At 66.2% G+C, this 20,527-nt stretch carries 20 protein-coding genes; 4 read left to right on the forward strand and 16 right to left on the reverse strand.

Annotation, left to right across the window (positions count from 1 at the left end; all coding sequences use genetic code 11):
* Positions 1-4 precede the first annotated feature (4 nt).
* From rplB to AC5I49_RS00440, 14 genes are all read right to left on the reverse strand, one after another.
* Entirely contained in the window at positions 5-829 is an 825-nt protein-coding gene (gene rplB, locus AC5I49_RS00375) for a 50S ribosomal protein L2 (RefSeq protein WP_012202332.1), read from the reverse strand.
* 2 nt (positions 830-831) lie between these two features.
* Positions 832-1,146 carry a 50S ribosomal protein L23 gene (gene rplW, locus AC5I49_RS00380; RefSeq protein WP_012202331.1) on the reverse strand — a complete coding sequence of 105 codons (315 nt, stop codon included), beginning with the start codon at positions 1,144-1,146 and terminating at the stop codon, positions 832-834.
* Positions 1,143-1,763, reverse strand: a complete 621-nt coding sequence (gene rplD / locus AC5I49_RS00385; protein ID WP_012202330.1) for a 50S ribosomal protein L4 — start codon at positions 1,761-1,763, stop codon at positions 1,143-1,145. Before rplD ends, rplW begins: the two co-directional genes overlap by 4 nt.
* On the reverse strand, positions 1,763-2,437 hold the full coding sequence (rplC, locus tag AC5I49_RS00390; RefSeq protein ID WP_012202329.1) for a 50S ribosomal protein L3: 675 nt from the start codon (positions 2,435-2,437) through the stop codon (positions 1,763-1,765). The genes rplD and rplC overlap by 1 nt, the downstream gene beginning before the upstream one ends.
* A gap of 211 nt (positions 2,438-2,648) precedes the next feature.
* Positions 2,649-2,960 (reverse strand): 30S ribosomal protein S10, encoded by a 312-nt coding sequence (rpsJ, locus tag AC5I49_RS00395; protein WP_003059431.1) that lies wholly within the window; start codon positions 2,958-2,960, stop codon positions 2,649-2,651.
* A 24-nt stretch (positions 2,961-2,984) separates the two neighbouring features.
* Positions 2,985-4,175 (reverse strand): elongation factor Tu, encoded by a 1,191-nt coding sequence (tuf, locus tag AC5I49_RS00400; protein ID WP_016448514.1) that lies wholly within the window; start codon positions 4,173-4,175, stop codon positions 2,985-2,987.
* Positions 4,176-4,337: 162 nt separating this feature from the next.
* Positions 4,338-6,446, reverse strand: a complete 2,109-nt coding sequence (fusA, locus tag AC5I49_RS00405) for an elongation factor G (RefSeq protein WP_016448515.1) — start codon at positions 6,444-6,446, stop codon at positions 4,338-4,340.
* A gap of 152 nt (positions 6,447-6,598) precedes the next feature.
* On the reverse strand, positions 6,599-7,072 hold the full coding sequence (gene rpsG, locus AC5I49_RS00410; RefSeq protein WP_016448516.1) for a 30S ribosomal protein S7: 474 nt from the start codon (positions 7,070-7,072) through the stop codon (positions 6,599-6,601).
* A gap of 160 nt (positions 7,073-7,232) precedes the next feature.
* Positions 7,233-7,610, reverse strand: coding sequence for a 30S ribosomal protein S12 (rpsL, locus tag AC5I49_RS00415; RefSeq protein ID WP_003059441.1), 378 nt, complete (start codon positions 7,608-7,610; stop codon positions 7,233-7,235).
* Between the two features lie 157 nt (positions 7,611-7,767).
* Positions 7,768-8,937: a D-alanyl-D-alanine carboxypeptidase family protein gene (locus AC5I49_RS00420; RefSeq protein WP_016453570.1), complete on the reverse strand. Its 1,170-nt coding sequence runs from the start codon at positions 8,935-8,937 to the stop codon at positions 7,768-7,770.
* 91 nt (positions 8,938-9,028) lie between these two features.
* A complete protein-coding gene (locus AC5I49_RS00425; RefSeq protein ID WP_495788682.1) occupies positions 9,029-9,664 on the reverse strand; it encodes an alpha/beta hydrolase in 636 nt (211 codons plus the stop codon).
* A gap of 80 nt (positions 9,665-9,744) precedes the next feature.
* A complete protein-coding gene (locus AC5I49_RS00430) occupies positions 9,745-10,119 on the reverse strand; it encodes a (2Fe-2S) ferredoxin domain-containing protein (RefSeq protein ID WP_016448519.1) in 375 nt (124 codons plus the stop codon).
* A 10-nt stretch (positions 10,120-10,129) separates the two neighbouring features.
* A complete protein-coding gene (locus AC5I49_RS00435) occupies positions 10,130-11,284 on the reverse strand; it encodes a VanZ family protein (RefSeq protein WP_074922622.1) in 1,155 nt (384 codons plus the stop codon).
* A 31-nt stretch (positions 11,285-11,315) separates the two neighbouring features.
* The gene (locus AC5I49_RS00440; RefSeq protein WP_016453572.1) at positions 11,316-11,744 is read right to left on the reverse strand and encodes a CopD family protein; all 429 of its coding nucleotides are present in this window, start codon (positions 11,742-11,744) and stop codon (positions 11,316-11,318) included.
* A 123-nt stretch (positions 11,745-11,867) separates the two neighbouring features.
* Between AC5I49_RS00440 and hemB the strand changes: the two genes are divergently transcribed.
* Together hemB and AC5I49_RS00450 are read left to right on the forward strand one after the other, a co-directional pair.
* Positions 11,868-12,875 carry a porphobilinogen synthase gene (hemB, locus tag AC5I49_RS00445; RefSeq protein WP_034347899.1) on the forward strand — a complete coding sequence of 336 codons (1,008 nt, stop codon included), beginning with the start codon at positions 11,868-11,870 and terminating at the stop codon, positions 12,873-12,875.
* 4 nt (positions 12,876-12,879) lie between these two features.
* On the forward strand, positions 12,880-14,097 hold the full coding sequence (locus AC5I49_RS00450) for a magnesium transporter CorA family protein (RefSeq protein ID WP_495788683.1): 1,218 nt from the start codon (positions 12,880-12,882) through the stop codon (positions 14,095-14,097).
* Here AC5I49_RS00450 and AC5I49_RS00455 read toward each other — a convergent pair.
* Entirely contained in the window at positions 14,094-16,052 is a 1,959-nt protein-coding gene (locus tag AC5I49_RS00455; protein ID WP_495788684.1) for a sensor histidine kinase, read from the reverse strand. The genes AC5I49_RS00450 and AC5I49_RS00455 overlap by 4 nt on opposite strands.
* Before the next feature lie 19 nt (positions 16,053-16,071).
* Complete coding sequence (locus tag AC5I49_RS00460) at positions 16,072-16,809, reverse strand: response regulator (protein ID WP_272206874.1); 738 nt, start codon at positions 16,807-16,809, stop codon at positions 16,072-16,074.
* A 218-nt stretch (positions 16,810-17,027) separates the two neighbouring features.
* Between AC5I49_RS00460 and AC5I49_RS00465 the strand changes: the two genes are divergently transcribed.
* Together AC5I49_RS00465 and AC5I49_RS00470 are read left to right on the forward strand one after the other, a co-directional pair.
* A complete protein-coding gene (locus AC5I49_RS00465; protein WP_495788685.1) occupies positions 17,028-19,649 on the forward strand; it encodes a choice-of-anchor Q domain-containing protein in 2,622 nt (873 codons plus the stop codon).
* Entirely contained in the window at positions 19,646-20,290 is a 645-nt protein-coding gene (locus AC5I49_RS00470; RefSeq protein ID WP_043791101.1) for a molybdopterin-dependent oxidoreductase, read from the forward strand. Before AC5I49_RS00465 ends, AC5I49_RS00470 begins: the two co-directional genes overlap by 4 nt.
* Positions 20,291-20,527 lie beyond the last annotated feature (237 nt).

Genomic DNA, 20,527 nt, shown 5'->3' on the forward strand with positions numbered 1-20,527 from the left:
CCCTTTACTTCTTACGACGCGACACAATCATCGACTGCGTGCGCTTGTTGTTACGGGTACGGTAGCCCTTCGTCAGGTTGCCCCATGGGTCAACAGCGTGACGACCTTCACCGGTCTTGCCTTCACCACCACCGTGCGGGTGATCGACAGGGTTCATCACCACGCCGCGAACGGTCGGGCGGATACCCATCCAGCGCTTCACACCGGCCTTGCCCAGACGGCGCAGGCTGTGCTCTTCGTTGGCGACTTCACCGATGGTCGCGCGGCATTCGATGTGCACCTTGCGCACTTCGCCGGAACGCATACGCACTTGGGCGTAGATGCCTTCACGGGCCAGCAGCGTAGCCGACGTACCTGCCGAACGGGCGATCTGCGCGCCAGCGCCGATCTTCAGTTCGATGCAGTGGATGGTCGAACCCACGGGGATGTTGCGGATCGGCAGGGTGTTGCCCACGCGGATCGGGGCTTCCGAACCGCTGACGATCGTTGCGCCGACTTCCAGGTTGCGCGGAGCAATGATGTAGCGACGCTCGCCGTCGGCATAGCACACCAGAGCGATGTGGGCCGTACGGTTGGGGTCGTACTCAATGCGCTCGACCTTGGCGGGGATGCCGTCCTTGGTGCGCTTGAAGTCCACCACGCGATAGTGGTGCTTGTGGCCACCGCCCTTGTGACGGGTGGTGATGTGACCGTTGTTGTTACGGCCCGACTTCTGGTGCTGAGGCTCCAGCAGGGGGGCGAAACCTGCACCCTTGTGCAGATGGTCACGCGTGACCTTGACCGTGCCGCGTTGGCCGGGGGTCGTCGGTTTGAGCTTGATAACAGCCATGATTACGCAGCCTCCCCGGACAGGTTCAGCTCTTGACCGGGCTTGAGCATCACGTAGGCCTTGCGAACGTGGTCGCGGCGGCCGGTGGTCTTGCCAAAGCGCTTGGTCTTGCCCTTGATGTTCACCACGGAGACACCAGCAACTTCCACCTTGAACATCAGTTCCACGGCGGCCTTGATTTCATGCTTGGTGGCGCTCTGCAGCACCTTGAACGTCACGGCGTTGGACTTCTCTGCAACCATGGTGGCCTTTTCGGACACGATGGGAGCAACCAACACCTGCATCAGACGACCTTCGTCAAACTTGAGCGTGCTCATTCGAACATCTCCTTGAGTTTGTCGATCGCACCCTTGGTGACGAGCACTTTCTTGTAGTGCACCAGCGACACGGGGTCGGCGTAGCGCGGCTCGACCACGAACACGTTCTTCAGATTGCGGGAAGCCAGGTACAGGTTCTCGTCGACTTCTTCAGCGATCACCATGACCGATTCCAGGTTCATGGCCTTGAACTTGTCGGCCAGCACCTTGGTCTTGGGGCTTTCGAGCTTGAGCGAGTCCACCACGGCCAGACGGCCTTCGCGGGCCAGCTGCGACAGGATGGCAACCATGCCGGCGCGGTACATCTTCTTGTTGATCTTCTGCGTGAAGTTTTCTTCAGGCAGATTCGGGAAGATGCGGCCGCCGCCACGCCACAGAGGCGAGGAGGACATACCGGCACGAGCACGGCCGGTGCCCTTTTGCTTGAACGGCTTGGCGGTCGTGTGACGAACCTGCTCGCGGTCCTTCTGAGCGCGAGTGCCCTGGCGTGCGTTGGCACGGTAGGCGATCACGATCTGGTGGACGAGGTCTTCGTTGAATTCACGGCCGAAAACAGTCTCGGGCGCATCAAACTTGGATGCGGCCTGGCCTTGTTCATTCAGGAGTTCGAGCTGCATTAGTTCGCTCCCTTGGAAGCTTTGGCCTTGATGGCGGGGCGCACCGTCACGAAGCCACCCTTGGAGCCCGGAACAGCGCCCTTGATCAAGAGCAGTTGGCGTGCTTCGTCAATGCGAACCACGTCGAGATTTTGGGTGGTGATGGTTTCATCGCCCATGTGGCCGGTCATCTTCTTGCCCGGGAACACGCGACCTGGATCCTGGGCCATCGAGATGGAACCGGGAACATTGTGCGAACGGCTGTTGCCGTGCGAGGCGCGCTGCGAGCGGAAGTTGTGACGCTTGATGGTGCCGGCGAAGCCCTTACCGATGGAAGTGCCTTGCACGTCCACCTTCTGGCCCACCGAGAACAGCTCGGCGACGGGCAGGACGGAGCCTGCGGCGTACTTGCCAGCGGTTTCTTCGGTCACGCGGAATTCACCCATCACTTCACCGGCTTCGACACCTGCCTTGGCAAGGTGGCCGGCTTCTGGCTTGGTCACGCGAGATGCCTTGCGCGAACCGAAAGTGACCTGCAGGGCCACGTAGCCATCGTTCTCTTGGGTTTTGACCTGAGTCACGCGGTTGTTCGACACATCCACCACTGTGACAGGCACTGCGTCCCCATCATCAGTGAACAGACGCATCATGCCCACCTTGCGACCCAGCAACCCGAGGGAGTTGCTCAGACTCATTTGTTTGCTCCAAAACTTCCGCCGCTGAAACTGCAATTGGCCCAGCGTTGCGCTCCCGCCCCAGATGTCCAAGGCCTTGCGCACGAAAGAAGGTTGATAAAACTTCGCTCAAGAAAGGCGAAGCCCCAAATTTTAACGCGAACTGCCTTTTCAAGCAAGTTCGCGTTAAATCAAAGCCCTTCAACGGCCCCGCAAGGGACCTGTGAAGTACTTATTGCAGCTTGATCTCGACGTCCACACCTGCGGGCAGGTCCAGCTTCATCAGAGCGTCAACCGTCTTGTCAGTCGGGTCAACGATGTCCATCAGGCGCTGGTGAGTGCGGATTTCGAACTGGTCGCGGCTGGTCTTGTTGACGTGCGGCGAGCGCAGGATGTCGAAGCGCTTCATGCGTGTCGGCAGGGGCACGGGACCCTTGACGATGGCGCCGGTGCGCTTGGCAGTGTCAACGATTTCAGCAGCCGACTGGTCGATCAGCTTGTAGTCAAACGCCTTCAGGCGGATGCGGATTTTTTGCTTGGACATTGTGTATTCCTAGTTTTCTAAGAATTACGCAATGATCTTTGCAACCACGCCAGCGCCCACGGTACGGCCGCCTTCGCGGATAGCGAAGCGCAGACCTTCTTCCATGGCGATGGGGGCGATCAGCTTGACGGTGATCGACACGTTATCGCCAGGCATCACCATTTCCTTGTCGGCGGGCAGCTCGATGGAGCCGGTCACGTCGGTCGTGCGGAAATAGAACTGGGGACGGTAGTTGTTGAAGAACGGAGTGTGGCGACCACCTTCGTCCTTGGACAGCACGTACACCTCAGCCGTGAAGTGGGTGTGGGGCTTGATGGAGCCGGGCTTGCACAGCACTTGGCCGCGTTCCACGTCTTCACGCTTGGTGCCGCGCAGCAGCAGGCCCACGTTGTCGCCAGCCTGGCCTTGGTCCAGCAGCTTGCGGAACATTTCCACGCCGGTGACGATGGTCTTCTGGGTGTCGCGGATACCGACGATTTCGATTTCTTCGCCGACCTTGATGATGCCGCGCTCAACGCGACCGGTCACCACGGTGCCACGGCCGGAGATCGAGAACACGTCTTCCACGGGCATTGCGAAGGCACCGTCCACAGCGCGCTCGGGCGTGGGGATGTAGGTGTCCAGGGCTTCAGCCAGACGCAGGATGGCGGGCTCGCCCTTGTCGCTTGCGTCACCTTCCAGGGCCAGCTTGGCCGAGCCGCGGATGATGGGGGTGTCGTCGCCGGGGAAGTCGTACTTGGCCAGCAGCTCGCGCACTTCCATTTCGACCAGCTCCAGCAGCTCTTCGTCGTCCACCATGTCGCACTTGTTCAGGAACACGATGATGTAGGGCACGCCCACCTGACGAGCCAGCAGGATGTGCTCGCGGGTCTGGGGCATCGGGCCGTCAGCGGCCGAGCACACCAGGATAGCGCCGTCCATCTGAGCAGCGCCGGTGATCATGTTCTTGACGTAGTCGGCGTGGCCGGGGCAGTCAACGTGAGCGTAGTGGCGGTTGGCCGTTTCGTACTCGACGTGGGCGGTGTTGATCGTGATGCCGCGGGCCTTTTCTTCAGGTGCTGCGTCGATCTGGTCGTAAGCCTTGGCTTCGCCGCCGAACTTCTTGGACAGAACGGTGGCGATGGCAGCCGTCAGGGTCGTCTTGCCGTGGTCCACGTGACCGATGGTGCCCACGTTGACGTGGGGCTTGGTCCGCTCGAATTTTTCCTTTGCCATGATTTCTCCGAAAGAGCAAAACCTGTGTGATGTTTAAGGTCTGCATCCCATTGCTTGGTCGCCCCGCACAGGTGACAGGACGGCATGGGATCGCAGACCGGCAAAAATCGCAGCCCCTTTTCAGGGGCTGCGACTCAAAAGCCTTCGATTATACAAAAAGCCTTACTTGGCGCGAGCAGCCACGATGGCTTCGGCCACGTTGCGGGGAGCTTCGGCGTAGTGCTTGAACTCCATCGTGTACGTAGCGCGGCCTTGCGTCTGCGAACGCAGCGAAGTGGCGTAGCCGAACATTTCCGACAGCGGCACTTCGGCCTTGATGGACTTGCCACCGCCGGCCATGTCGTCCATGCCCTGGACCATGCCGCGACGCGAGGACAGGTCGCCCATCACGGTGCCGGCGTAGTCTTCAGGCGTCTCGACTTCCACGGCCATCATGGGCTCGAGGATGACGGGGCTGGCCTTCTTGGCGCCTTCCTTGAAGCCGAAGATGGCAGCCATCTTGAAGGCCATTTCGTTCGAGTCCACATCGTGGTACGAACCGAAGGTCAGGCGCACCTTGACGTCCACCACGGGGTAGCCGGCCAGCACGCCGGAAGTCAGCGCCTCGATCACGCCCTTCTCGACCGCAGGGATGTATTCGCGAGGAACCACACCGCCCTTGATTTCGTCGACGAACTCGAAGCCCTTGCCGGCTTCCTGGGGTTCCAGGGTCAGCACGACGTGGCCGTACTGGCCCTTGCCGCCGGACTGGCGAACGAACTTGCCGTCCACATCGGTAACCTTCTGGCGAATGGTTTCGCGGTAGGCCACCTGGGGCTTGCCCACGTTGGCTTCCACGTTGAATTCGCGCTTCATGCGGTCAACGATGATTTCCAGGTGCAGCTCGCCCATGCCGGCGATGATGGTCTGGCCCGATTCCTCATCGGTACGCACGCGGAACGACGGGTCTTCGGCCGCCAGGCGCGACAGGGCGATGCCCATCTTTTCCTGGTCGGCCTTGGACTTGGGCTCCACGGCCTGTGCAATCACGGGCTCGGGGAAGACCATGCGTTCCAGCACGATGGGAGCTTCGACGGCGCACAGCGTTTCGCCGGTGGTCACGTCCTTCAGGCCCACGCAGGCAGCGATGTCGCCGGCGCGGATTTCTTCGACTTCCACGCGCTCGTTGGCCATCATCTGCACGATACGGCCGATACGCTCCTTCTTGCCCTTGACCGAGTTGAACACGGTGTCGCCCTTGGTCAGGACGCCCGAGTACACGCGCACGAAGGTCAGCTGGCCGACGAACGGGTCGGTCATCAGCTTGAAGGCCAGGGCCGAGAACTTTTCGCCGTCGTCTGCCTTGCGGCTGAGCTTGGTTTCTTCGTTTTCGGGATCGGTACCGGTGACGTCAGGGATGTCCACAGGCGCCGGCAGGTAGTCGATCACGGCGTCCAGCATGCGCTGCACACCCTTGTTCTTGAAGGCGGTACCGCACAGCATGGGCTGGATTTCGGTAGCCAGCGTACGAGCGCGCAGGCCGGCCTTCACGTCTTCTTCGGACAGAGTACCTTCTTCCAGGTACTTGTTCATCAGGTCTTCGCTGGCTTCGGCAGCGGCTTCCACGAGGTTTTCACGCCACTTGTTGGCGGTCTCCACCAGCTCGGCGGGGATTTCGTGGTATTCGAACTTCATGCCTTGCGAGGCTTCGTCCCAGATGATGGCCTTCATCTTGACGAGGTCGACCACGCCCTTGAAGTTTTCTTCGGCACCGATCGGGATCACGACGGGCACGGGGTTGGCCTTCAGGCGCAGCTTCATCTGCTCGACGACCTTGAAGAAGTTGGCGCCGGTACGGTCCATCTTGTTCACGAAGGCCAGACGAGGCACCTTGTACTTGTTGGCCTGACGCCACACGGTTTCCGACTGGGGCTGCACGCCGCCCACGGCGCAGTACACCATGCAGGCGCCGTCCAGCACGCGCATGGAACGCTCCACCTCAATGGTGAAGTCCACGTGGCCGGGGGTGTCGATGATGTTGAAACGGTGCTCGGGGTAGGACAGGTCCATGCCCTTCCAGAAGCAAGTCACTGCAGCGGAAGTGATGGTGATGCCGCGCTCTTGCTCTTGCTCCATCCAGTCGGTCGTAGCAGCGCCGTCGTGCACTTCGCCCAGCTTGTGGGTCACACCGGTGTAGAACAGGATACGTTCGGTGGTGGTGGTTTTGCCGGCGTCGATGTGGGCGGAGATACCGATATTGCGGTAGCGCTCGATGGGGGTCTTGCGAGCCATGATGGATCCTTGATTGATCGTATGGAGGGAGTCTCTGCCCGTTCCAGCCTCATGGTGCAGACGGACAGCAGTCTTATCTGGGGATGCTCCTAATCGAGACAAGGCCGCAGGCAAAAATGCATGCGGCCCGTCTGATCAGGAGCGAAGCGCTCTTAGAAGCGGAAGTGGCTGAACGCCTTGTTGGCTTCGGCCATGCGGTGCACTTCGTCACGGCGCTTCATGGCGCCGCCACGGCCTTCGGTGGCCTCGAGCAGCTCGTTGGCCAGGCGCTGGGCCATGGACTTCTCGCCGCGCTTGCGTGCAGCTTCCTTCAGCCAACGCATGGACAGGGCCAGGCGACGCACGGGACGCACTTCGACGGGCACCTGGTAGTTGGCACCGCCGACGCGGCGGGACTTCACTTCGACCATGGGCTTCACGTTGTTGATGGCAACGATGAAGGCTTCCAGCGGGTCTTTGTCAGGGTGCTTCTTTTGAATCAGGTCCAGGGCACCGTAGATGATGCGTTCTGCGACCGCCTTCTTGCCGCCTTCCATGATCACGTTCATGAACTTGGACAGCTCGACATTGCCGAACTTGGGATCCGGCAGGATTTCACGTTTGGGGACTTCGCGACGACGTGGCATTTTTTACCTCTATCTTGCTTCAGTTGGCGTCTTTTCAGACACCGCGAGAGCCAACAGGACTCCCACTTACTCGACCCGCGCAAAACACTTGCGTTTGGGGTCACTACGCTGGATCTCGCGCCACGCGGGATACAGCACCTTCTTCGAAAAAACGCAGGGCTTACTTGGCCTTGGGCTTCTTCGCGCCGTACTTGGAACGGGCTTGCTTGCGGTCCTTGACGCCTTGCAGGTCAAGGGAGCCACGCACGATGTGGTAACGCACACCGGGCAAGTCCTTCACACGGCCGCCGCGCACCAGCACAACGCTGTGCTCTTGCAGGTTGTGGCCTTCACCACCGATGTAGGAGATGACCTCGAAGCCGTTGGTCAGGCGCACCTTGGCAACCTTACGCAGAGCGGAGTTAGGCTTCTTGGGCGTCGTGGTGTACACACGGGTGCACACGCCGCGGCGCTGAGGGCAGTTTTCCATAGCAGGGCTCTTGGATTTGACAACTTCGACCGTGCGGCCCTGACGCACGAGTTGGTTAATGGTTGGCATTAATAAACGTCCCTAAACGTGAATTGCTTGCGAAAAGCGAAAACGTGAATCCCTTCGGAAATTCCGAAAAGCCCTCGACTGTACCAGCTTGCAGGAGATCGCACAACTGCACCCCCTTCAAGCCGGTACGCGAGGGCCTGCGCGACAGGCGCGGGGCTTACTTGATCCAGAGGCGGATCGCATCCCAGGCACGGCCGAAGAAGCCAGCCTGCTCCACGCCTTCAAGCGCCACCAGCGGCACTTCGGCCACGGTGTCGGCTCCCAGCTTGACCTTGAGCGTGCCCATGGCCTGGCCCTTGGTGAACGGAGCGATCAGCGGGTCCTGGCGCACGACTTCGGTGCTCAGCTTGCCGCCACTGCCGGCCGGCACGGTGACCACGATGGGCGTGGTGCGGCCGATCTTGACGGTGCCCGCCTTGCCCTTCCAGACCTCGGGCGTGGCCACGGCCTGCTCGGCATCGAACAGCTTGACCGAGTCGAAGGCCGCATAGCCCCAGTTCAGCAGCTTCTGGCTTTCATTGGCGCGCGCGTTCTCGCTGGCGGCGCCCAGCACGATGGAGATCAGGCGGCGGCTGCCCACGTTGGGCAGATCGCGCTTGGCCGTGGCCACCAGGCAGTAGCCGGCCGCAGCGGTGTGGCCGGTCTTGAGGCCGTCCACGGTCGGGTCGCGGAACAGCAGCGAGTTGCGGTTGGTGCCGTTGGAGGCCGGCGTGCCCGGGTAGAAGTACTTCTTGGTCGAGTAGTAGTGCATGTACTCGGGGAAGTCCTGCATCAGGCGCTGCGCGAGGATGGACAGGTCGCGCGCCGTGGTCAGGTGGCCGGGCTCGGTCAGGCCTTCGGGGTTCTTGTAGCTGGTGTTCTTCATGCCCAGCGCCTTGGCCTGCTCGTTCATGAGCCGCACGAAGTTCTCGGCCGAGCCGCCCACGCCTTCGGCCAGGGCCATGGTGGCGTCGTTGCCGGACTGCACGATCATGCCCTTGATCAGGTCATCCACCGGCACCTGCATCTTGGGGTCGATGAACATGCGCGAGCCCGGCATCTTCCAGGCGCGCTCGCTGACGGGCAGGCGCTGCTCCAGCGTGATCTTCTTGGCGCGCAGTGCGTCGAAGACCAGGTAGCCGGTCATGAGCTTGGTCAGCGAGGCCTGCTCGATGGGCGCATCGATGTCCTTGGCACCCAGCACCTGGTTGGCGGTGACATCGACCAGCAGATAGTTGCGCGCCGCGATCTCGGGCGGCTGGGGCGGGGTGATCTGCGCCAGCGCCAGGGCCGGCGCCATGGCCGCTGCCAGTGCCAGGACTCGCAGCGTGGAGGAAATGGGCTTCATGAGGAAAACTCTCGCTAAAGGGCAGGTAAAGCAGGAAAGGCGGAAGATGCCCGCCGGCTGGGGCGGGCCTATTGAGCAGCGGCGCGGGCCGCTAGGGAAGTGAGCGCAAATGGCGGACCACGAGACTCTTGAGCAGCGGCAATTGTCCGTGAAAGAAATGACCGCCCCCGGGCACGACGGTAACAGGCAGTATCTGCGGGCGCGCCCAGTCCATGACGGCCGACAGCGGCACCGTGTCATCGGCCTCGCCGTGCACCACCAATGTCCGGTCATGGGCTTCGGGCGGCACGGGGGCCACCGAGAAACGGCTGGCCGCCGTGCCCACCAGCACAGCCTTTTCCACCCGGCCTTCATTCCACAGGCGCGCCAGCACATGGCTGGTGACGAAGGCGCCGAAGGAAAAGCCCGCCAGCGCGATCGGCCCTTCGGGAGCGACCTGGCGGACCACGGACAGCATGTCCTCGGCCTCGCCGATGCCTGCGTCGTGCTCGCCGGCACTGGCACCCACGCCACGGAAGTTGAAGCGTACGGCCGTGTAGCCGCACTGCACGAAAGCCCGCGCCAGGGTCTGCACCACCTTATTGTCCATGGTGCCGCCAAACAGCGGATGGGGGTGGGCGATGATGGCCACGCCGCGCGCAGTCGCATCGGCGGCCGGCGCGTCGCGCAGGGCCTCCACGGCCCCGGCAAGGCCGGTCAGGGTCAAACGTTCGGTCTGCGCATTCACAATCGCTATCCTAGTAGTAGCAGCCAGTCCAAGCTGACAAAGCACTGATGCCCGGAAAGGCCCAAAGTTCCAGCCGGTGCTCAGCGGCCCACGTCGGGCGGCAGCAGCAGGCGCTCCACGGGCTGGCCGTTCTTGAGATGGGACTCGACGATCTCGTCGATATCGGTCTCGTCCACGAAGGTGTACCAGGTGCCTTCGGGGTAGACCACGGCCACGGGCCCGCCCGCGCAGCGGTCCAGGCAGCCGGCCTTGTTCACGCGCACCTGGCCCTTGCCGGCCAGGCCCAGCTGCTTGACCTGCTTCTTGCAGTGGTCGAAGCCTGCCTTGGCGCCGTGCAGCGCACAGCAGTCCTCGCCGCCAGGCCTCTCGTTGAGGCAAAAGAAGATGTGGCGCGCATAGTAGTTGCCTGCGCCTTGCTGGCCGCCTTCGGCCCCGGGACGTGGGTTTTCGCTCATGCAGCGGATTCTAGGCCTGCGTCTGCTGCCCCGAAGGCGCCGGGGGCGCTGAAGGTGCAGGCGGCAGCGGCCCTGCATCGCGGCGCGCCACCCTGAGCAGCACGTAGACCAGGGTGGCATAGGGCCACAGCCAGCCCAGCCACTGCCCCAGCCCGTAGAAGCGGATGAAACGCCCCTGCTCCCAGGCCTGCAGCGTCTCGGAGAAATAGGCACTGGTGGGCGCCTGGTTCAGGATGCTCAGTTGCAGCACCAGCACCAGCATCAGCAGGGCTGCACAGGCGCGGCGCGGCAGCGGCAGGGCCACCATGGCCAGGCCCACGCCGCCCCATACGCCCATGCGCACCGGCAGGTCCACCCACTCCCAGGCATGGGCAGGCCCCCAGCTCAGCGCGGCCGACATCGCCGAGACCGCGATGCCGATCACAATGGCCGAGCCCGCCAGCACGGCGCGCCGACCCATGTGGCGCATCACGCAATAGGCCAGCAGGCAGGGCACCCACAGGCCCAGCATCACGCACAGCATCTCGGTCACGGGCGACAGCGGCGTCAGGGCCGACTCGCGCAGCGGCAGCCACATGAGAAAGGGCGTGCCTTCGAGCAGATCCAGCAGCCCCTGCTCCAGCCGCTCCAGCACCTGGCCCAGGCCAAAGGGCACGGCGGCGGGAAAGAGCAGCGCCCAGGGCCACAGCGCCAGCAGCACCATGGCGCCGCCGCCATCCTCGCCCAGCCAATGGGTGCGAAAGGCGCTCCAGCGCGCCAGGGCGCCCAGGCGCTCCAGCAGCAGCGCCACCAGCGCGCCCAACAAGGTGCCGCCCGCATTGAGCACCAGATCCAGATTGGAGGGAACGCGCCGCGGCAGGTAGATCTGCAGGAACTCCATGGACAGCGACAGCAGGGTGCCTGCCAGCGCCGCCAGCGGCACGGCCGCGCGCGGGCTGCCGCTGCGCACCAGGGCCAGCGCCAGGAAAAAGCCCAGCGGCGCGTAGCCGACGATATTGGTATTGACGTCGAACCAGGTCCAGTACGGCGGCGGGATCTTTGCCGTCAGGAAGACCAGCGGATCAATGCCCTGGGCACGCCAGCCATCGAAGGGAAACAGGCTGGCGAAAACGATGAGCACCGCATAGACCAGTGCCAGCGGCCAGGCCGAAGTCTTTTGCACCACGCCCTGCCTCCCTCTTCGTTGGAACGGTTTCTCAGAAAGGTTTGACGACCACCAGGATGACGATGGCCGCCAGCAGCAGCACCGGCACCTCGTTGAAGAAGCGGAACCAGCGGTGGCTGTGCTGGTCCCGGTTGTCGATCAGCTTGCGCAGCAGGCGCCCGCAGGCATGGTGGTAGCCGATGACCAGCAGCACGCCGGCCAGTTTGGCATGCATCCAGCCGTTGCCCGGCCCCTTGCCGATGCCGTAGCCCAGGTACAGCCACAGGCCCAGGCCCAATGCGGGCACGGCCAGCAGCGTGGTGAAGCGCAGCAGCTTGCGTGCCATGAGCAGCAGGCGCTCACGCTCGGCCACCGAGCCGGGCGTGACCATGGCCACATTGACGAAGATGCGAGGCAGATAGAACAGGCCCGCGAACCAGCTTGCCACGAAAACGATATGAAAGGCTTTGACCCACAGCATGCGGGCAGTGTACGTGCGTACAGGGGTGCGCCAGGCTGCGCAGGCGCAAAAGCCGAGTCCCGCGTGCCGGCGTCGTCGCCGGGGTTGCGGGGCCTGCGGCGGGAATGGGGCACAATTTTCGGCATGCATCTGTCCAGCCCCACCCCCTTCCCGCTCAACCGCCCCCGCCGCCTGCGCCGCGACGCCTTCACGCGCAATCTGGTGCGCGAGAACGTGCTCACGGCCCATGACTTCATCTACCCCGTGTTCGTGCACGAAGGCACGAACCAGCGCGAGGCCGTGCCCTCCATGCCCGGCGTGGACCGCCTGAGCCTGGACCTGCTGCTGCCCGTGGCAGAGCAGTGCGTGCAGCTGGAGATCCCGTTCCTGGCGCTGTTCCCCGCCATCGAGACCTCGCTGAAGACGCCCGACGGCAAGGAGGCGCTCAACCCCGACGGCCTGATCCCGCGCGTGGTGCGGGCGCTCAAGAAGGAGTTCCCGCAACTGGGCGTGATGACCGACGTGGCCCTGGACCCCTACACCAGCCACGGCCAGGACGGCATCCTCGACGAGTCCGGCTACATCATCAACGACGAGACCGTGCAGGTCCTGGTGGGCCAGGCGCTCACCCATGCCGAGGCCGGCGTGGACATGGTGGCGCCCAGCGACATGATGGACGGCCGCATCGGCGCCATCCGCGAGGCGCTGGAGGCCCACGGCCACATCCACACCCGCATCATGGCCTACAGCGCCAAGTACGCCAGCGCCTTCTACGGCCCGTTCCGCGACGCCGTGGGCACGCGCGGCGCGCTGGGCAAGGCCGACAAGAACGTCTACCAGATGGACCCCGCCAACACCGACGAGGCCCTGCGCGAAGTCGCCCAGGACCTGGCCGAGGGTGCCGACATGGTCATGGTCAAGCCCGGCATGCCGTACCTGGACGTGGTGCGCCGCGTCAAGGACGAATTCGGCGTGCCCACCTTCGCCTACCAGGTCAGCGGCGAGTACGCCATGCTCAAGGCCGCCGCCGCCAACGGCTGGCTGGACCATGACCAGGTGATGATGGAATCGCTGCTGGCCTTCAAGCGTGCGGGTGCCGACGGCATCCTGACCTATTTCGCCATCGACGCCGCGCGCAAGCTGCGCGGCTGAACGCATGCCGCCGGTGACGCCGCCCACGGGCACGGGAGCCGCTCCCCCAGCCGGGAACGCCAGGAACATGCGCATCTTCCACCTGCAGCCGGGCGGCGCCACCGAACTGGCCGACCTGCCCGGGCAGGCGCCCGCGCAGGGCTTCCTGTGGATCTCCTGCACCCGCGCCACCTTGCAGGAGCGGCTGGCCGAGGTGCAGCGCACGCTGCAGCTGCTGTCGGGCCAGCAGCTGGTGGACCTGCATGTCTCGGACCTGCTCAACGCCCAGCTGCCATCGCGCTACGACTACACCTCGCAGTACGACCTGCTGGTCTTTCGCCGCCTGGCCAGCGGGCAGGCGCGTGCCGCCGCGCAGGCCGGCACGGCCTCTTCGCCTGCGGCGCAGGCGGCGCCCCCCTCGCCTCCCGTGCGCCGCACAGGCCCGCCCGTGCTGCGCAACATCGACACCAGCCCCGTGGGCTTTGCCATGTTCGACCAGGTGCTGCTGTCCGTGCACCCCGACGACTGCACCGTGCGCGACGCCTATGCCGCGCGGCTGCTGGCCGCCATGCCCAGCGATCTGCGCGAGGGACGGCTGAACCCCACATCCGGCACGCGGCTGCCGGCCAGCCCGGCCGACCTCATGCTGCGCGTGGTCAACCTCATCGTGGACGGCTTCCTCGACCTGCGCCGCGAACTGTCTCGCCAGCTGGACCACTGGCAGACCGAGCTGCTGCGCCCGCGCACGCGCTTTGCCAACTGGGGGGCGCTGCTGGACGCACGGCTGGCCCTGCATGAGCTGGACGAAGTCTGCGAAGACCAGCGCGCCGCCGTGCAGGACTGGACGGACGCGCTGGAGACCTGGGCGCCTCCCGAGGGCGCGGCGGCGCTGCGCGAGCTGGACCTGCTCAAGGTGCGCAGCCGCGACGTGCTGGAACACATAGAGCGCGTGGTCCACCATGTGCGGCGGCTGGAGCAAAGCACCGAGACCGTGGTGCAGATGCATTTTTCGGTGCAGAGCAACCGCACCAACGACATCATGCGCACGCTGACCGCGCTGACGGCCGTCTTCCTGCCGCTGAACCTGATTGCCGGCATCTTCGGCATGAACTTCGAATTCATCCCCCTGGTGCACAAGCAGGACGGCTTCTGGTGGGCCATGGGCTCGATGACGACGATTGCCGTGGGCCTGACCGTGTTCTTCTGGCGCAAGCGCTACATGGCGCGCACGGCGCAGGACTAGGACCCCGCCCGCTCCAGCGGCATCCACAGCGTGAAGCGATTGCCGCCGGCCAGCGGCGCCCAGTCCAGCCGCGCCTGCAGCGCCAGCGCGCGCGTGCGCATGTTCGCCAGTCCCTTGCGGCCCTCGGTGGGTGCCTGGGCGCGGTCGAAGGGGTGGCCGTCGTCCTCCACCAGCACCTGCACGCCGGCCCGGCCGTCCAGGGGGGCCTGGGCCGTGCGCACCGTAATCTCGCGCGCGCCGCTGTGCTTGATGATGTTGGTCAGCACCTCCTGCAGGATGCGCAGCACATGCAGGGCGGCCTGCGCATCCAGCCAGGGCAGCGCGGGCAGGTCGCTCACCTCCCAGTGCAGCCGCAGCCCCGCCCCCTCCAGGCGCGGCCCCAGCCGGTAGCGCAGCCCGGCCAGCAGCGCCAGCAGGTCGCAGTCCAGCGGCTCCAGCGAGTCGATGGACAGCTTCAGGTCATCGATGCACTCCTGCAGCAGCTGCACCATGTCCACCGTGCCGGCCTGGTTGAACTCCACCACGCGCAGCGCGCTCATCAGCGAGGAGCCCACGCCGTCGTGCATCTCGCGCATCAGGCGCTGGCGCTCCTGCATCAGCGTCTGCTCGCGCTCCACGGCCAGCAGGCGCTCATGGGCCTGGGCCAGCTCCGCCTCCTGGGCCTTGAGCCGTTCCGCCAGATGCAGGTTGGCGTTCTCGGCCACGGCCAGCGCGCCGTTGTAGCGCCGGTAGGCCACCAGCAGGAACAGCGTGAACAGCCCCAGGTACACATAGGGCGTGAGGTAGATGCTCTCTATGCTGATCAGGTAGCTTTGCAGCGCCAGGTCATGGAAGCCGATGGGAAACGACAGCAGCATCCACACCGCCAGCATGGTGCTGCCGCCATCGCGCATGCGCCAGGCGCCCGCCACGGCCATGCACAGCACCAGGATCTCCGGCGGCACCATCAGCAGCCGCAGCAGCGGCAGGATGGTCTCGTGCGCCGGCCCCCACAGCGGCACCGCCACCAGCAGCACCGTCCCCACATAGCCCTGCAGCACCCGGGCCAGCCAGGGCCGGCGCCTGCGCTGCATCAGGCACAGGAAATGGAAGGCCGCCACCGTGGCGCCCATGAGGCCGGCCAGCGTCAGCCAGGAGAACCAGCCGTCCGACAGGGCCAGCCCCTCGCCGTCCACCATGAACTGCAGCGAGCCCAGCAACTGGCACAGCGACATCAGGAAGAACAGCAGGAACACCACATCCCCGCGCCGCCGCTGCAGCGTCCACAGCGCCAGCGCGAACAGGCCCAGCACCAGGTAGGAGCCCGCTGTGTAGACCACCAGATCGGCCTGGAGCAGGCTGCGCAGCCGCCAGGACAGGCGCAGCGACTCGGCCGGCCCCGCCCACAGGCTGGACAGCGCCCCGCCCACGCCCTGCTGGCTGGCCATGCGCACATGCACCTGCAGCGGCCTGCCCGGCTGCGCCAGCCCGCCCAGGTCCAGCCACACCGGCCGGTTGAAACTGTTCCACACCCGGCTGCCGCGCGTCTGCCAGGCCAGCGCCCCGTCCACATACACCGCCACCGTACCCACCGTCTGCCAACGCGGGATGTACAGGCGCGCGCCCTGGGGCGTGGGCGCCAGCGCCTCGGGCGGCACCACGGCGCGGAACCAGCGCACCTCGGGCGGCGCCGCGGCCAGGTCGCCGCTGCCCGACACGGCCCTGTCGCCCCCATAGGGCAGGTCCACATCGCTCCACGGCGTCGATGCATCCAGCACCGCGTCGTCGGCCGACGCAAGCGCCGCAGGCGGCGCCCAGTGCGGGCTGTCTGACCGCCACAGCTGCGCCTGGCGCAGTTGCACCGCTTCGCCTGCGGCGGGGCCACGCAGCCCGAACGCCCCCGCCAGCAGCATCGCCAGCGCCACCAGTCCCGCCGAAACCAGCAAGACCCTCCCCCGCAGCAGCGGCTGCGTCATCTGCCCACCCTGGCGGCGCTCATTGCCGCCCCTCGGCCAGCCAGCCGCGCTGCAACGCCACATGCATCATCTGCGTGCGGCTGGACACCTGCAGCTTGCCGTAGATGCGCCGCACGAAGGTGCGCACCGTATGGCGCGACACGCCCAGCTGGCGCGCCACCTCGTCCAGCGTATGGCCGCGCGCCACCAGGCGCAGCACTTCCAGCTCGCGCGCAGACAGCGCCTGCGCGGCGGCCTGCGGCTCCACAGGCCGTTCCAGCCCTGCCACCGCCCCGGCCCGCTGCTGGCGCAGCAGCAGCTTGCGCGCCACCATGGGATTGATGGGGCTGCCGCCCGCGTGCAGGCTGCGCACTTCCTCCAGCACCGCGTCGGCGGCCAGGTCCTTGAGCAGATAGCCCATGGCGCCGGCCTCGATGGCGGCCAGCACATGCTGCTCGTCGCCAAAGATGGTGCTGACCATCACCGCCGCCCCGGGATGGCGGGCACGCACGGCAGCAATCACCTCCAGGCCGCTGCCGTCGGGCAGGCCCAGGTCCACCAGCATCACGTCCATGGCACCGGCCCCATCGGCCCGGCCGAGCTGGTGCAGGGCCTCCGTGCGGCTGGCTGCCGCCCAGCACAGGACCATGTCCTTCGCGGCATTGATCACGCCCACCAGGGCGTGGCGGCAGGCGGCGTCGTCCTCCACCACGGCCACGCGGATGGGTGTGGCGCCACCCGTCGCGGCGGCAGAGGAAGGGTCTGTGTGCGTGTCCATGGAGGTGGAGTGCGTGGCGAGGGCCGCATGTTCACATGGAACAAGACCGCTGTCATGTCGCCCGGATAGGCGACATGGGCGACATGAGCGGCATGGCGACCCCGCCCCTCTCATCGGCCATGTAGCCCGAACGGGGGACATACAGAAAGCCGGACACCCCATAGATTTGCCCTCTTCAGCACATCACCGAGATGCTGTGCCTACCGAGGGGGTCCGCCATGTCCATCATCCACCCGTCTGCTGCAGCCGACGTACCACCCATACCCACGCCAAGCCCCTGGGTCCGGACATTGCCGGGCCTGACGGTCGGGTTGGCACTGGCCCTTGCCGGCGCCGCGGCCCAGGCCGCCACACTCACCGTCACCACCGCCGGCGAGATTGCAGACACCGAGCCGCTGTCTCGTGCGCAATGCTCGCCTGCCGCAGGCGACCGCAACTGCGACACCCTGCGCGACGCCATCAACCATGCCGCCGATGGCGACACCATCGTCTTCGGCGCGGCCCTGGATGGACAAACCATCTCGCTGACCCGCTTTACCAACTGCCTGGACACCGGGCAGGCCGCCGGCGCCACCTGCCTGCCGCTGGCCAGCTGGCCCGGCTACGTCTCGCAGTTCGGCCCCAGCGCCTTCTTCATCAGCGGCAAGCACATCACCATCGATGCCACCGCCAATGGCCTGACGCCCCAGGGCGTGAGCGTGCAGCGCCTCGGTACCGCACCCGGTTTCCGGCTGTTCGACATCGATGCGCAGGGTGGCCTGGTCCTGCGCGGCCTGACCCTGGCCGGGGGGCAGGCCACAGGCGGCTCCAGCCGCTTTGGCGGCGGCGCGCTGGGTGCGGGCGGTGCCATCTTCAATCGGGGCCAGCTCACCATCGAACGCAGCACGCTCACGCGCAATCACGCACAAGGGGGGCAAGGAGGCAGGCTTTCCTTGAACTCCTTTGCAGGTGCCGGCGTGGGCGAGGATGGGACTTTGTCCCCGGGGGGAGGGCCGAACGCTGGCGGCCCGAACGATGGCGGCCTGGGCGGTGGCAGTGGCAGCGCCAGCGGCAAGAACGGCGGCTTCGGTGGTGGCGGCGGCGGCTCCGGCGGTGGCGGATTTGGCGGTGGTGGTGGCCGTCGTGGCAGCGGTGGCGGCTTCGGCGCCGGCAACGGTGGGGGCGGCCCCTTCGACGCTGGCGGTGGCGCAGGCGGCATGGGAGGGGCCATTTTCAACAACGCAGGCACCTTGACGCTGAACCAGGTCACCCTGGCTGGCAACGGTGCACACGGCGGGCTGGGCAACAGCAGCGGCGGCGGCGCCGGCCTGGGTGGCGCCGTTTTCAACTACAACGGCGTGCTCACCATCCGTTTCTCCACCCTGGCCGGCAATACCGTGCAGGCCAATGGCGACGACAACCCGGCCGCGCAAGGCGGCGCCATCTATAGCCTGGGCGATTCCCAGGCCGCCTGCAGTGCGGGTGGCAACATCAGCTGCACCCGCAGCGGTGCCTCGCTGCAGATGCAGGCCAGCATTGTCCAGGACAGCGTGTTCGAGCCGGCCACCAAACAGCCCGCTGGCAGGGACGTGGTGCTGGACCTGCGCAATGGCGGCACCAGCGATGCCAGCGGCAGCAACAATCTGCTGGGCCTGGCGCAGGCCCTGAACAATGCCGACATCAGCGCCCTGGCCTTCACCACGGGCAACCCGCAGCTCGGCCCCCTGGCCAGCCACGGCGGCCCCACCCAGACCATGTTGAACACCACCGGCAGCCCGGCACTGGACGGGGTGGCCTGCACTGCCGCACCTGGCACGGACCAGCGCGGCGTGGTCAGGCCCCAGGGTGCGCGGTGCGACATCGGCGCCGTGGAGGCGAACGTCTTCCAGGCGGCATTGACCGTTCTGACCAGCGGCGCGGGCGGCGTATCGGCGCAGGCCTCCCCGCCTGCAGCCACGGGTGCCATACAGGACTGCGGCCGCCCAGGCGGCCTGTGCCAGGCCGGCTATGGCTACTTCGAAGGCGCGCCCACCCTGGTGACCCTGGCCGCCACGCCCGACGCTGGCCATGCCTTTGCCACCTGGGGTGATGCCTGCAGCGGCAGCACGTCCACGTGCAGCGTCACCATCGATGCAGCCAGGAGCGCACAGGCCAGCTTCACGGCCTTCAGCGTCACGGCAAGCCTGCCCTCCGGCACCTACGGCACGGCCTACAGCCAGCCGCTGGCGCCCGTGCCCGGCGGCGGCGTGGGGCCGTTCAGCTACAGCGTGGGCGGTTTGCCCGCAGGCTTCAGCCAGGCCGCCGGCACCCTCTCGGCTCCAGCCACGCAGGCGGCAGGCAGCTACAGCTTCACGCTGACCGCCACCGATGCCAACGGCGCCACCACCGAACCCGCAGCCGTGACCGTGGTGATCGGCCCGGCAGCCACCAGCGCCCACCTGTCGGCCTCCCCCGCTGCGCCAGGCCATGGCCAGAGCGTGACTTTCAGCGCCCAGGTCACGCTGCCTGCCGGCGCCAGCGGCACGGTGGATTTCTTGAACGGAACGCAGGTGCTGTGCGCCAGCGTTCCGGTGACCGGCGGGCAGGCCAGCTGCAGCGTGCCCCGGCTGCCACCGGGCACGGCCACGGTGCAGGCGCGCTATGTGCCCGGTGATGGCAATACCTCCGGCTCGGACAGCAACACCGTGACCGTCACGGCGGCCCCTGCACCATCTGCGGCGCCCATTCCAGCGCTGGGCGCCGGGGGGCTTGCGCTGCTGGGCCTGCTGACCGCAGCGGGCGCAGCGTTGTCGCGCAGGATGGGCACTTCACGGAAAATCGGCGATGGCACATCGCCACGCACCCCCAGGAGTTCCCCATGACCGCATCCGCAAGCCGGAGCCCGCTTTCACGCCGCAGCCTGCTGGCCGCCAGCGCAGCCACCGGCCTGGCCCTGTGCGAAAGCGCCCTGGCCGCCCCCGCCGCCCCCGGAAAAAGCACCGAAGCCGCCGTGCTCACCATCAGCGGCCCCGGCGTGCGCGGCAACCGGGGGCCGCTGGACCCGGTAGCCGATCTGCTGCTGAAAAACCATGGCCTGGCCTTCGACACGGCCTGGACCACAGGGGCCGGTGCGCTGGAGCGCCTGCCCACGGTGGAGATCACGCCCCATATCGAATACGACGGCCAGCCCCACCGGCTGCGCGGCCCGCTGCTGGCCACCGTGCTGCAGGCGGCCGGCGTGGACACCGCCGCCGCAGCGGCCAAGGGCCAGTGGATCACCCTGCAGGCCATCGACGGCTACCGCGCCCAGCTGCCGCTGGCGCAGGCCCTGCAATGGCGCATGCTGCTGGCCACGCACATGGACGGCCGGCGCCTGGGCCTGGGCGGCCTGGGCCCGCAATGGGCCATGTATGACGCCGACCGCATTGCCGATCTGGCAGGCAAGCCGCTCAAGGAACGTTTTGCGCAGGCGCCCTGGGGGCTGTACCACATGGGGCTGCACGCGCAGCAACCCCAAGGTTGAACCTGGCTTCAGAGCGCGGCAGGACGCGCATTTGGAGTACCATTTCGCGATCCCCTCGGGGGATACGGGCTTGGCGGCCCGAAAGCAAAGGAGCAGCAGCCGTTTGTCTTTACAACGAGACAGCGGCTTTTCCATCTTCCCAGTGTGCTGCGCTGGGCACAGTTCCGTTTTGGCGGGGCTGTGCGGGACCTCCGCAAGGGGGTGCCGGCTCCTTTGCCCGGTCCGCCAACCTGCACA

This window comes from Delftia sp. (assembly GCF_059499305.1).